Origin of the sequence: Leptolyngbya sp. Cla-17 (assembly GCF_016807185.1) — a bacterium.
Classification (GTDB): domain Bacteria; phylum Cyanobacteriota; class Cyanobacteriia; order Leptolyngbyales; family Leptolyngbyaceae; genus ULC077BIN1.
Genome location: NZ_JAEVYN010000003.1, coordinates 141,978 through 154,984, shown reverse-complemented (window position 1 = coordinate 154,984; position 13,007 = coordinate 141,978). Strand labels below are relative to the sequence as shown.

Below are 13,007 nucleotides of genomic sequence, written 5' to 3'. Positions count from 1 at the left end.
CAATCAAAAAGTGACTTTTGTACCAATTGAGTAGAACCTTTGTTCCTTGTGAGGGGAGACTTCTCCCCATGAGGGGGGAAACATGACCCCCATCTTGAATGAGCATAGACATATCAAAGCCTTGTCTACAAGCCAATAAACGGCTTTGTGACCACTATCTCTAAAGGGGGGAGATGTGACTATGGTGTGACCAATAACCCAGGATAGAGAAACTGTAACTGTACTGTGACCACTACCTCTAAAGGGGGGAGATGTGACTATGGTGTGACCAATAACCCAGGATAGAGAAACTGTAACTGTACTGTGACCACTACCTCTAAAGGGGGGAGATGTGACTATGGTGTGACCAATAACCCAGGATAGAGAAACTGTAACTGTACTGTGACCACTACCTCTAAAGGGGGGAGATGTGACTATAGTGTGACCAATAACCCAGGACAGAGAGAGAAAATAGGCTAAGAATGTGACTACAAACCCTAGAGGTGGGGATTGTGACCAAAAGGTGTAAACTTGCTGAAGCCTTTATTTCAAAGGGATCATCTCCTGATCTGAATTAAGTTGGTCATCATAACTAGATTTAGAAATAAAGCCAAAATAATTTATCCAGGGTAAGATCTCCGCATCTTCGCAGTCAACAACTGCAAGCCTGCTGCACTAGCCTTCGCATATGTCTACAAATTCTCCCAGCGTCACCGTTAATGTTGAAATAGTTGATGATAAGGAAATCGACTCCCAGAAAGGCGTTCGTTCTCGTAAGGTAAGAACAGAACAGTTAGGGAATAACTCTTTGGAACAACGTCCTGTGTCGAGTCCCAGTTTGTTTGCAACACAAGCGGAATACGCTGCTTCAAGTCGAGTAATTTGGGAAGGGGCAAACATTCTAACTCAGGGAAATGATTTGCCCTGGATGACCGCTGATGATGGCGAAGCTTATTACAAATCCCCTGTTGCAAAAGGCAAAGGCTTTATTTCGTTTTGGCTGACAGATGACTTATTTTCCAGCGACCCATCAGTGCTGGAACGTGATCTAGCGATCGCTTTAATTGAGCAATTTGATCTCCGTGCTGCCTGCCTGCATCTCATTTATGCTGCCCACGCAACTCAATTAGATCGTCCGTGGGAAGAAGTTTTTACGATCAATGATACTCAGCTTGAGCAATATCTAGGACTACACAAGAACAAGAAGTTGACTAAACAGCAGAAGCTAGATTTGATGCTGAAGCTAGCTAAACAGCCTTGTCATTTGTTAGTTTACGTTTCTTACCCCGAACTTGGACGCATTCCAACAATTAATGTTAGCCGCACTTTTTTATGGGAAATTGCAGAACCTATCTTACATTTTCAGAATAACTTGACGAATGAACAAGGAGAGTTAATCGGTTTCACACTCAATATTCGTTGTGGGATGTGGGCTAAATACTTCCTAAATGAAGAAAATCGACGGCAGAAGAAGGGGTATTACGAGTATTGTGTGCTCTCCAAAGAACTAATCCTCGATATTATGGCAACCTACCATCATTACGAGGGTGCAGCCCGATTAATGACCTGGTTGCTGTTTAAAACTAAGATTAATCGCAGCAGTCCCCTCACGGTTGAGTTGTTATTGAAAATTGCCTTTGGGGAAAAGGCTTTACAAGATGCGATCGCTAAATCAAAACCTCGTGCCAAATTGGTTGACTCCTGGATAAAAACCCTCAAGGCTCTGATTGAGAAAGGCTGGTCAATTACTCCTGACCCCCAAACTTATCCCATGTCTTATTGGGTGGACACAGGAAAATCAAGTTTGTTTAATGAAATTCCGGACGATCCTGATACTGCACTTGAGTTTTGGGCAAAAGATGCCTTAGCTCCAACCGGAACTCGTTTGACGGACCGTACACGCAGAGAAAGGGGTAGCTTTGCACTATTTCTCAATGGTCGTTTGTATGTGCAACCCCCCAAAGCAATTTCAGATAGATTGGATGCTCTTGAAGAAGCTCGGCGTCGAACAGAAACAAGGCTGCCTACTATAAGCACTGCTAAAACATCTCAGGGTGGTATGGCAATAACACCCCCGAAACTACCCAAAGAAATTCAATCAGGAGAACAACTGAAGCAGTTGCGGATAACAAAGGGATGGAGTCAGGCATACTTGGCTGACCAAATTGGGCGCAGTTTAAGTTGGGTCAAAATGGTTGAAACAGGAAAACGTAACATTCAGCCCCAGGATCAATCTGCCATCCTATCTGTATTAGCAACTAGTGGTTGAAAAGACTACTGTTTTTTATCTGCCGTTCCATCAATGCTTGAAGCATTGATAATTGCTGCTCAAGTTCAGCGATCGCTTCCCTACGAGCAATTGCGTCTTTCCAGTGTCGATGCTTCTGACTGCCAGGTCTGCCAAGCGATTGACTCTTTGGCTTGCGATCGGACTTTTGGGTGACCAACACGGCATAGGTATATGTCTTAGCTCCTTTGGTTGAACTGGTTTCTGTTAGCCAGCAGTAAGCAGGAGCAACGGCTCCACCCCCTCGAATCTGAACAATGAGAGTAAGCAGTCGTCCTCGCTCTGCTTCTAGGAATGAGCTAATCATGAAATTCTGCATGGTTTACATTCTTATCATACAGAATTATGCGTGGTAAATAAACTGATCATGCAGAAAGTTTCTCTTACGCTGATAAATTGTGAGGTTGAAACGGTTCGTGACAAAAGTTGTGATACTTCAGGTCTGTAAAGTTGTCGGTAGTGCATTAAATTAATGGATTGGATTGTGCGTCAAATAAGTGTGGGGTAAATTGCAATATCGTGCCAACTCCAACAGCGATCAGCTAAATTTGCTCGTTGAGCAGCGGTGGTCTTGAAACGACTGTGCTGCCAAATCCAATTGAAATAGCTCACAACCAATCGCGTCGTGACCTTCGATTGCTCCCACACCTTGCCAAACTTATTCTGCCTTCGATGCCACTTGCCCGTCTGTTGCCTGACAATGCCGTTGGTGCGCTCCAATCGCTGTGTGCTGTCCTTGCCGATGTAGTGCCGGATCTCAGGGGGTAGCACCCGCTCATACCCACCCCAATCGTCACTGTTCCAGCGTTTACAATCGGTTTTCCCTTGAGTGGTCACAATCAACGCCTCAATCAGTTCATCAGTATGTTTTCCTACTCATGCCGCTAGAATCAATCCACTGCAATTGGCTAAACTCAACGCAATCCAGCAATCACCCACTTCTAATTCACCGGGGGAGCATTGCTTCTGTTTTTTTGCACAAATGACCCCATCTCATCAGCCGATACCTCTTGGGTTTGAACCGTTTGCACCTAGGCATTATGTACCTGTTGTGCTCTTTGACTAGCAGCCCGAACGAGACTGACGACGGTATTGTATGCCAGTCCGCTAGTGCGACTAATGCCTCGCAGACTGCTGTCTTCCCTGTGAGCCTGTAGAACTTGGCGGATTTGCTCTGGGCTGATGTGACGATGGTAGTAGAGGGTATCAAAGCGTTCGTTGAAGGTTTGGCGGCAACCGGGGCAAAAGTACCGTTGGACTCCACTGGTCATCTTACCGTGTTTATGAACCTTCAAATGTCCACACAACGGGCATTCCATAGGTTGAGCAATAAAGTAACTATTTTCTACTTTATCCGAACCCACAGAAATTTAACGCACGATCGAACCCTCTCTACTCGACCCTACTTTTCCTATAACTGCATCAAAACTCGTCTCATCGGTTCAATTTTGATAGATAGATTGACAAGCTGTTTTAGAGAGTTTTAGGGCTGAAACTCCAAGTGGCGATCGCCTTTCTGAATGTCTCTTTTGGGGTCATTTGATTGACACACTAAATCTGACGGACGAAGTGTGAAAACGCCCGTTATAGGAGTCGATTCAATCATACGTTTAGCCATCACCCTGTTTCAAACAAAAATAGTGCCTATAGGGGTCGAGTCAACATACGGGTAAAAAAGTGAGACATTAAGCTGTAACTCTCTCCCCGTAGGGGTTTCAGGGAATATATGATTTAAGCAGTACTGCTCAAACCCTTGAGTAGTAACCATTATCTGGAATATGATAAGGCTTAGACAAGGTTAGGATTTTGAGCTGAGATTAGAAACTATAATGCTCTCATACTGCCTATTCGGGAGTCTTGAGATGCCGTCACCGTTTCCTGGGGTGGATCCCTATTTAGAAGGATATCTGTGGGTCGATGTCCACAATGCATTAGCCAGCAAAATTCGACAGCAGCTTGCTCCTAAAATCCAACCGGGCTACACCGTGCGGCTGGAGGTCTATTTAGTGCAAGACACGGCTCCCGAAAGTGAAATTGGCATTCTCTATCCTGATGTGGACGTGCTGCGCCAGAAATCAGTCTCATCCCCAATGCGTTCACCCTTATCGATAGAGAGTGGCAACCTCTTGGTTACTCCAGCGCCGCTGACCTTGCCGCTGATGCCACCCGTTGAAGTTCGGATCACCAGCGTTGAGATTCGGGATACTGCCAGTAATACGCTGGTGACGAGCATTGAAATCCTTTCCCCTGTGAGTAAGCGAGAGCCAGGAATTACCCCCTATCGCCAAAAGCGACAGCGGCTCTACAACGCCAATGTGCATTTGATTGAGATTGACTTGCTGCGGCACGGCACTCGTCCATTTGCTCACCCGCGATTGCCGCCAGTGGCTTATCTAGTGACGCTCACCCGTGCTGGGGCGCAGGAAGTTGAGGTGTGGCCGATCTCGCTGCAAGAGCCTTTACCGATTATGCCCGTGCCGCTACGTCTCCCGGATGCTGATGCGCCACTGGATTTAGCGGCTGCCCTGCGTGACATCTACGACGAGGCGTTTTATTACTTGTCGATCGACTATCGTGAACTTCCTCCCAAACCCGTGCTAACAGCAGACGATTTAGCGTGGGTCGATGCCTTACTCGCTCCGTTAAGAACCGAGGTGTAATGTCTAAAAGAGCCTTACCAGACAAATGCCGTAAGTGTGCGACGTTGTCAGCGGAGCAGGCACAGGCGTTGCATGGGGCAGAAGGCGATCACTACTGGAATCCGGCGGTTTGCTATAGTCGCAGGTCGTATGCCAGAAATCGCGATCGCATTAATCAGACTCGCAGCCGCAAGCGCAAAGAAGGGGAATTAGAGCAGATTTCAGTGGAGTTTGAGCCCCTGAGTCAATTGGTGTTTGGCGTGCTGGTGGTGTATCGCAAAGCCGGAGCGGACACGCCTGTTCATGCGATCTCAGCAGAGATTTAGCAGGGACAGGAGAAGGTGGCGATCGTTCCTGCGGTGCATTGTGCGGGTATGGTGCCGAGTCAAGTTCACCAGTACGTGGGCAAGATGCTGAGTGTATTAGAGGAGCGGTACGGCATTAAGAAGTTTGCCAGTCAAATGCGGCTTGACCCGGAGTTGTGTGAGTCCCGTCCTTGTCCACTGCATGGGTGAGGAAGGGATATGAGGCAGATTGAGCAATTAGAGTTGGGGTTGTGGGAGGTGCTAAAGGAAGCCGCGATCTCACCCGATGAAGCAGATTTGGGACAACTGCTTGATGGGTTGGATGCGGCGTTGTTGTCGTTGGATACAGGGGGGCAATTACAAGTGGCAGCGGAGGCGATCTCCCAAATTGCTCAGGTTTTTTGCGATCGCTCTACGCTGGCGTTTGAAGAGTTGGAGGCAACCAACAGCGATGAGGGTCCGGTGATGTCAACCGATGCATTCGATCTATATGTGCGCCAAACAATGGAAGTAGATTTCGAGCAGTTCATCGAACCTTTGGCGACTCTACCTAGAAAAATCACAGAGCGGCAAGCGATTGCGGAGGGTGATTCAGTAGTTGGGGAATTAAATCGAACCACAGTGCTGCAAGTGCTAGATCAACAGATGAGCCAGGAGCCAGATCTTACGGAAGCAGAAATCTTCAACCGTACGTTGGCTTTAGCCCACGACGAAGATGTGGCAGCGTGGGCAAGGGCGATCTCCCGGTGGATGGGAGATCACCAGATGGCAACAATTCCTTTAGTGCAGCTTCAGCGAGCAATGGGGATACCCTTAATCCAACTTTGGTTGGCTTTGCTTTTGGGAGGATACTCCATGGAACAACGCGGGGAGTTTTATGAAACTGGACAGCTTTGGATTCTGGGACGGGATTGAACCGCATCTCAACCTTTATGAGCCATAAGACCCAACAACCTTGGAAATCGATTATCATCTGCTGCAAAACTTGTCTGAGGCTTTGGAGTGGTTTTTGGCAACTCATACCAATTTAGATAGAGTAATACCAATTTAAAGAGTATTCAAGGCAGATAGGGCATTAAGGATGAAGGGATAACCTGTGACGGAAGCAAATTTTGCCCTCTACTCAATTTAAATTGGTATAAGCGGCAAAGGACTAGACTGAGCGGAGTTGTTTGGATGGTCTAGTAATGGCTGGTGTAACGTCAATAGACGTGAAAGAAAGTTTGGATGACTTGGCCCAACAGTTCCGCTAAGCGGATACGCCAACCGTTAAAGACCAATTGCAAGTGCTCTACTGATATTTTGGCTATATGGTGCTGTGGAACCTGCCACTGGAGAGTGCTTTTTCTGGCAATTTTCCCATGTCGATAGCCGAGTGCTATCAGTGGTTCTTGGATGAGTTCTCTAAGGCTTACTCAGAGAGTCTCAACCTGTTGCAAGTGGATAACGACCAGTTTCACAAAGGCAAAAATTTGATTATGCATCGAGTTCGACACAAGCGTTTCGGGTTGCGATTTAACCTGATTGCAGCGATCGCGAACTGTGAACTTACCCTCTCTTCTTTATTCACCAAAAATTCTAATGTATGTGTTTACGTTTCACTAAATATTGAAGCTCAGGCAACGCCTACGCGATCGCAAATTTAATGCTTACTTGGGTTCCTTCCGCCGCATTAGAGGTGATCATCAGTTCTCCAGAATGGGCATCTATGATGCGTTTTACGATTGCCAATCCCAATCCTGTTCCGCAAGATTTTGTAGTGAAAAAGGGTTTCATTATCTTTGGCAGCGTTTCGGGAGGAATGGGATTGCCGCCATTGTGTATCCGAATGTAGACCGAATTAGTCGTTAAATCTGATTCTACAGTCCATGTGATTCTTGCATCTGCATTGGCACTTTCTATTGGAAGTGCTTGGCAGGCATTGTCTACCAAATTGATAAATACCTGCTTCAGTTTATCTTTATCGGCTAAAACTTTGATGGGATAGGGTGCTGGCACAAAGTCAATTTTTCGGCTGATTGCAGGCATCATGCGAATGCTCTCCAACGTATCGCTAATAAATGCATTGATCTCTAACTTGGATGGCTGAAGTACTTGTGGTTTTGCGTAGAGCAAAATTTCCTTCAACAGGTTACGAATGCGGTCTGCTTCTTCTAGCGATAAGTTGAGCCGCTCTTGAACTGATTCTGGCAATTCCATCGATTTGATTGCATCCAATCCCATTAGTACCGTAGTCAGGGGATTGCGAACTTCATGCACGATCATGGCGGCTAATTCGCCCACTTCTGCCAACGCGGCGATCGCTTTCCCCATTTCCTGCTCGGCTTGTCTGCGTTCCGTAATATCCTCAGCAATTCCGGCAATGCGGTAAACATGTCCTGAATCATCGCGCACCGGAAACGACTGGTCTCGAATCAGCCGAGTAGAACCATCAGCGCGAATAATGCGATATTCTTCATCCACTTTTTCTTGCCCAAGCTTTTGTGCTTCTAGTACTCGGGTGCGATCGTCGGGGTGAATGGAGGCTGCCCATAGGCTGCGATCGTGAAGCCACTGCTGACAGGATTGTCCCCACACTTGTTCAAAAGCGGGGCTGAGATAAAGGATCTGACCATCGGGTCTGCGTATCCAAAAAACTTGCTCAATATTCTCGGCAAGCTGACGAAACTTTTCTTCACTTTCTTGCAGGGCAATTTGGGCTTGGCGACGGTCTTTAATTTCTGCCTCAAGCTGTTTGTTAACTTGCTGCTGCTGCTGATAAAGGTGGTAGTTATCAATCGCCGTTGCGGCCCGTTCGGCAAACAATTTTGCCAGTTGCACTTCTGACTCAGTGAAGTAGCGCGGTTGATGCTGAAATGAACAAATAGTGCCAATCACTTCACCCGCCGGAGTCCGCAGAGGAACTCCTAAATAAGCTCGATAACCTTCTGGCGCATTGCCATAATTTGTGCAGGCTGTGGCATCTTCTACTACCAAAGGCTCCCCTGTCTTAACTACAGTTCCCGTTAAACTACCGTGTAAAGAATATATCTCATCGGCTGATTCTCCCAAATTAATGGTGCTTGCCAAAATGCGTTCGGAATCATCTTTGCAGAATGTGACCACCGACCAATCTAGTTCCATCAGTTCGCTCAATCCTTGAGCAACTTCTTGCAGATAGCTGCTAAGCTCTCCTGTGCGGTAGCTCAAGGAGGAGAGAACTTCTAATACAGTCTGCTGCGGGTGCTTTGAAGTTGCTGTCACTACTTTCTGTTTGCTTAATTAAAGACTTAACAATTTGTGGTTAAAACCTTTGTTATCGGAGACTTATATCTCTAGAAAGTATACTTCTTAGAACCAAAATCTTATAAAGGCAGGTAATTTCTTATAAAGGCAGGTAATTTTCAAAAAATTGCTGACTTACCTTGTGCAATGCTCTAGATTTAGTTTCTTCAGCAGTTTTTAATCTTCCTCTCAGTGTCGAATGAAGTCTCAGTTACACACTATAAATAGATAAACCGTTTTCAAAGAATTACGAAAGAGCGTTTGAAATGACTGACTAACCTGGCAATAATTGATCCTATATTTTTTACGCTGAAACCCTTGAGGGCTCTGGATTTCTTTTTGCGACTTTCGTTGCCGAGCGACTATATCAATTTGAAATAACCTATATCAACAGTGCTATGACTACGGCAAATTTTCTAAAAAACTAAATTATTAAGCCCATACATACATACATACATTCATTTCTTTCAATCATTCAAACTACCGCGAAACATAAGATCATGCTCATCTTAGGAGCTAAACGATGACCGCACATATTCTATTGGTAGAAGATGAAGTCAAGCTAGCTCGGTTTATTGAACTAGAGTTGAATAGCGAAGGCTATCGCGTTAGCGTGGCGCATGATGGCATGTCGGGATTATCTTTGGCGCGAGAATCTGAGCCAGATTTAGCGATCTTAGATTGGATGCTACCCGGTTTAACTGGCGTGGAACTCTGTCGTCGGCTGAGGGCAACGGGTAGCAAAGTTCCCGTTATTTTGTTGACCGCACGAGATGATGTCGGCGATCGCGTCGCGGGGCTAGATGCCGGAGCCGATGATTACGTCGTTAAACCCTTCAGTATTGAGGAACTCTTGGCAAGAATTCGTGCCCATCTACGCCGCACTCAGGAAACGGACGAAGATCTATTGCAGTTTGAAGACTTGATCTTAAATCGCCGCACCCGCGAGGTACATCGAGGTCAGAGGGCAACAGATTTAACCGCAAAAGAATTTGACTTGCTGGAATATTTGCTCAGCCATCCTCGTCAGGTATTTACCCGCGACCAAATTTTAGAAAAGGTCTGGGGATATGACTTTATGGGCGATTCTAATATTATTGAGGTTTACATTCGCTATTTACGCCTAAAGCTAGAAGAGAAGGGTGAAAAGCGGTTAATTCATACCGTGCGTGGCGTTGGGTACGCGTTGCGGGAGCAGTAGTGATCATAATAAAACTGGGATGACAGCCCGTAATATTCAAGCAGAATAACGCTTGCCCAGTGTGATCATTTGATGACAGACTTACTGCGATCCAGTAGAAGAAAGAGTTGTTCCGTACACTGAAAAAGCGCTCCATGACTAGTGAAACAATTGTTAAGGCGATTAGCCTAATCCTTGCACCTGTTGTGATGATTACCGCTTGTGCCATTCTGCAAAATGGTCTGATTGCTCACTACAGCGGAATTAGCAATCATTTGCGCTCAGTTAATCAGGAGATTTTAAGTCTTTCTGAAATTGATCTAAGCAGTAGCCCCTCTAGAGCCGCACATCTTCACGATTTAGAGCATCTGTTGCTGCCAGATTTGTTTCACCGTAATCATATTGTGCATACCGTCTTGGGATGGGTTTATACTGCTGTTCTCGTGTTGATAGTCGATATGTTTGCAATTGCAATTGCGATCGCGACAGGGATTAGTTGGTTAGCCCAAGTGGTGTTGATCATTTTTCTAGTTGGAGTTGGAATGTTGTTTTGGAGCATTATGCTTGTTTCCCATGAACTTCACACCTCTCATCGATCGCTTCAGATTGAAGTGCATCATGCTTGTGAATTGTGTCAACCAAAACGACGAAATCAAAGGCATTAACTTTCGTGGTTATTGCGACGACAGCCTAGAAATTGCCCATCTCAGACTTTTGATACAGCCACTACGCTGACATCAGGATTGCGATCGAAGACAAACCGGGGTCTAAGAATGATCCTAAACAGCAGCCAGAGCGATCGCAATTCTCCTGGAGAACAGCGGCTTTTCCACTGACCCGGACGACAAAACAGCATTTCAATCAATTGCCGCTGCTGATTGAGGCTAACGTGCTCAAACATGACTCGCACCGTTGGCTGTTCATCTTTAATACTGGTGTAAGTTGCCCTACCTTGAAGGACTAACTTATTTTCCAAAATCTCTAGCTCGACTGGAATTGATGGTGTCGTAGCTTGACCCTTGATTCCTTGTGACACCATCGGAAAGCCTGCTTGCGTCAGAATCACCTGGGCACCCACCTCTGAGATGGCGCTCGTGCTACCCCAAAATGTTTCTTCCCCTATGCGCAACCGCACTGTTCGATGGAGATCAAACCATTCGTGCAGATTAGGACGTGGAACATCGATCAATACGAGTAGAGAAGTTCCCAAGATTAACAGGTTGTAAATGCTCCAGAGTAGCCCCAAATCGAAACCCTTCATTTTCTCAGCCATTACGGGCGACATACCGGGTTGCCACATGCCAATCGCTAAGTTAATGCCCAAGTTAATCCACAAGCTGAACGCACTGGCGATAAACACGATGATTAAGGGCAACGCCAACTGCCAGTTAAAGAAAAAGCGATCGCTGGAAGTGCCCTTGGGCGTCACCTTAAAGCCTTTGCCAAATGGATTCAGCATCGTTTTAATCACCGTCAACGCTAGCGGAAAGCACAACACGACTGAATAGACATCTGCGAGCAAGGCGGATCGCGATTGATAATTAAGCCATGAAAACACGCTCAGATTGACCAGGTAATAGGGCACAAAGAAATACAAAATATCGGCACCTGTTGCCCGCAAGGGAATCACACCCAAAAAGGAATATGCCAGCGGTATCAGCAGAAAGCCCACGCGAGAAATGCTGGTAAACCAATGCAGCAGACCTTCTAAATAGGCAAGCCGCTGGACTGGTCGTAAACCCGGAATCGTTAAGGGATTGGACTTCACAAAAAACGCCTGCAAGGTTCCCTGTGCCCAGCGAACTCGCTGCAACGCTTGATCTGCCATACTTTCAGCTGCTAAACCCGCACTCAGCTTTTCATTTAGATAAACTAGGCGATGCCCCTGTGCTGCCAACCGAATGCCCGTGAAAAAATCTTCACTCAGGGATTCTGTGACGAAAGAGCCTGTTTCTACTAAGGTAGAGCGCCGCATCACAAAGGATGTGCCAGAGCAAACGACTCCCCCAGCACTATCTCGGATGGGTTGAATTTGGCGATAAAACACTTCTTCTTCGGGTGTGAGGATGTGTTCTAAGCCCAAATTGCGGGCGATCGGGTCAGGGTTGTAAAACGTTTGAGGCGTTTGCACTAACGCGACTCGCTGATCTTGAAAGAAGCCAACTGTGCGAGTCAGAAAGTTTTTTGTAGGTACAAAATCTGCGTCGAAGACTGCGATGAGTTCTCCACTGGTATGAGCGATCGCATGATTCAGGTTTCCGGCCTTAGCATGAAGGTTATCCGGTCGGCTGATGTATTCACACCCCAGTTCCGCTGCTAGCGCCTGCACTTCTGGGCGATGGGTATCATCTAGCAGATGAATTGTTTTAGGGCTGTACTCTAATGCCTGACAGCCAATGATGGTGCGTTGGAGGATGAAAGGAGGTTCATTGTAGGTGGGAACCAGGATATCGACAGTAGGCGTAAAAGCACCGTTGATTACATCCATTGATAATAAATCGGCTTCAGGTCGGCGAGTTCCTTCAGGATCATTTTGCGAACTGCGGACTTTTACTAGTAAGGTCAGTTGAATGATGGTGCCTGTCAGAGTCAACAACTCTAGAAAAAACAATCCGAGGCTGAATACGCCGTTAAGCGGGGTACTGAGGTTGAGGGTGGAGAGCGATCGCCAGAGCAAGTAGCGAAGGGTCAAAATTGCCAAAATACTAATCACCAGGTTTCTTGACCAGGTTCGCGGTTGAGGAGTCAGCCGCATCACTACCAACACGACTAAGAACAACGCCACTGTCCAAAACAGCAGATATTGCCCAACCATCATTGGCGCTTCAATCCACATGGGTGGATTTTCTTGAAGCTGGTTCAAAGTCTGAAAAATTTGGTTAATTGTTCCTTGTTTAGCAAACCAGGCGGCAATGATTGCACCCGATACAACTACGCTTCCTACCATGATCACTGTGGCAAGCTGAACGCGAGAAAACTGCTTCCAAATACGCTGCCGAAGTTTTGTATCAGGCTGAATATTCACTGGGTTGCCCTGAAATAAAGCTAAACGAGCAATTCCATTATGATGGCTCAAGATGAGAAGAGCCTGAAGAAGATCTGAGTTCGTCCTGAAGACTTCTGTTTATGCGATTCGATTCAGTGCAATGTAGTAATTCTTGTTCAAAAAAGGTATAGAAACTTCTAAAGTAAATACTTTGCCGATGAGTAGATTTATTTAGAAGACTGCTACCTTATCTGCTTAAGGCTTCTCTGTCGGTACCAGAAATTAATTTATTTGAATTGCCACTCTTATAATTTTTTTATAAAAGTTTACCCAACAGATAGATTCAAATTAGTTTGTTCTTTAATTT

The 13,007-nt window shown here is 46.1% G+C and carries 12 protein-coding genes and 1 pseudogene; 8 read left to right on the top strand and 5 right to left on the bottom strand.

Translation table 11 applies throughout. The annotated features are described in order from the left end of the window. The first annotated feature begins 667 nt into the window (after positions 1–667). Positions 668–2,248 (top strand): helix-turn-helix domain-containing protein, encoded by a 1,581-nt coding sequence (locus JOY44_RS25460; protein WP_171576365.1) that lies wholly within the window; start codon positions 668–670, stop codon positions 2,246–2,248. Here the strand turns inward: JOY44_RS25460 and JOY44_RS25455 are convergent. From JOY44_RS25455 to JOY44_RS32530, 3 genes and pseudogenes are all read right to left on the bottom strand, one after another. Continuing rightward, entirely contained in the window at positions 2,238–2,573 is a 336-nt protein-coding gene (locus JOY44_RS25455) for a hypothetical protein (protein WP_171576364.1), read from the bottom strand. The two genes, JOY44_RS25460 and JOY44_RS25455, sit on opposite strands and share 11 nt — an antisense overlap. A gap of 182 nt (positions 2,574–2,755) precedes the next feature. Next, a pseudogene (locus JOY44_RS25450) lies at positions 2,756–3,585 on the bottom strand (IS1 family transposase). Positions 3,586–3,749: 164 nt separating this feature from the next. Continuing rightward, on the bottom strand, positions 3,750–3,884 hold the full coding sequence (locus JOY44_RS32530; protein ID WP_281063342.1) for a hypothetical protein: 135 nt from the start codon (positions 3,882–3,884) through the stop codon (positions 3,750–3,752). A gap of 244 nt (positions 3,885–4,128) precedes the next feature. On the opposite strand from JOY44_RS32530, the gene JOY44_RS25445 reads away from it, so the two are divergent. The 5 genes from JOY44_RS25445 to JOY44_RS33080 all read left to right on the top strand — a co-directional run bounded on the left by JOY44_RS25445 (position 4,129) and on the right by JOY44_RS33080 (position 6,856). Beyond that, on the top strand, positions 4,129–4,926 hold the full coding sequence (locus JOY44_RS25445; protein WP_171576363.1) for a DUF4058 family protein: 798 nt from the start codon (positions 4,129–4,131) through the stop codon (positions 4,924–4,926). Next, positions 4,926–5,231: a hypothetical protein gene (locus tag JOY44_RS31775; protein WP_242541875.1), complete on the top strand. Its 306-nt coding sequence runs from the start codon at positions 4,926–4,928 to the stop codon at positions 5,229–5,231. The genes JOY44_RS25445 and JOY44_RS31775 overlap by 1 nt, the downstream gene beginning before the upstream one ends. Positions 5,232–5,246: 15 nt before the next feature. Next, positions 5,247–5,420 carry a hypothetical protein gene (locus tag JOY44_RS31770; protein WP_242541874.1) on the top strand — a complete coding sequence of 58 codons (174 nt, stop codon included), beginning with the start codon at positions 5,247–5,249 and terminating at the stop codon, positions 5,418–5,420. Between the two features lie 9 nt (positions 5,421–5,429). Continuing rightward, positions 5,430–6,125, top strand: coding sequence for a hypothetical protein (locus JOY44_RS25435; RefSeq protein ID WP_171576362.1), 696 nt, complete (start codon positions 5,430–5,432; stop codon positions 6,123–6,125). A gap of 395 nt (positions 6,126–6,520) precedes the next feature. Beyond that, entirely contained in the window at positions 6,521–6,856 is a 336-nt protein-coding gene (locus JOY44_RS33080) for a hypothetical protein (protein ID WP_171576361.1), read from the top strand. On the opposite strand, the gene JOY44_RS25425 is transcribed toward JOY44_RS33080, so the two are convergent. Beyond that, the gene (locus JOY44_RS25425; RefSeq protein ID WP_171576360.1) at positions 6,837–8,453 is read right to left on the bottom strand and encodes a GAF domain-containing sensor histidine kinase; all 1,617 of its coding nucleotides are present in this window, start codon (positions 8,451–8,453) and stop codon (positions 6,837–6,839) included. The genes JOY44_RS33080 and JOY44_RS25425 overlap by 20 nt on opposite strands. A 544-nt stretch (positions 8,454–8,997) precedes the next feature. Here JOY44_RS25425 and JOY44_RS25420 point away from each other — a divergent pair. Together JOY44_RS25420 and JOY44_RS25415 are read left to right on the top strand one after the other, a co-directional pair. After that, positions 8,998–9,675 (top strand): response regulator transcription factor, encoded by a 678-nt coding sequence (locus JOY44_RS25420; RefSeq protein ID WP_171576359.1) that lies wholly within the window; start codon positions 8,998–9,000, stop codon positions 9,673–9,675. 134 nt (positions 9,676–9,809) lie between these two features. Further along, positions 9,810–10,319 (top strand): DUF2721 domain-containing protein, encoded by a 510-nt coding sequence (locus JOY44_RS25415; protein ID WP_171576358.1) that lies wholly within the window; start codon positions 9,810–9,812, stop codon positions 10,317–10,319. A gap of 41 nt (positions 10,320–10,360) precedes the next feature. On the opposite strand, the gene JOY44_RS25410 is transcribed toward JOY44_RS25415, so the two are convergent. Next, positions 10,361–12,601, bottom strand: coding sequence for a glycosyltransferase (locus tag JOY44_RS25410; protein ID WP_171576591.1), 2,241 nt, complete (start codon positions 12,599–12,601; stop codon positions 10,361–10,363). Between the last annotated feature and the right edge of the window lie 406 nt (positions 12,602–13,007).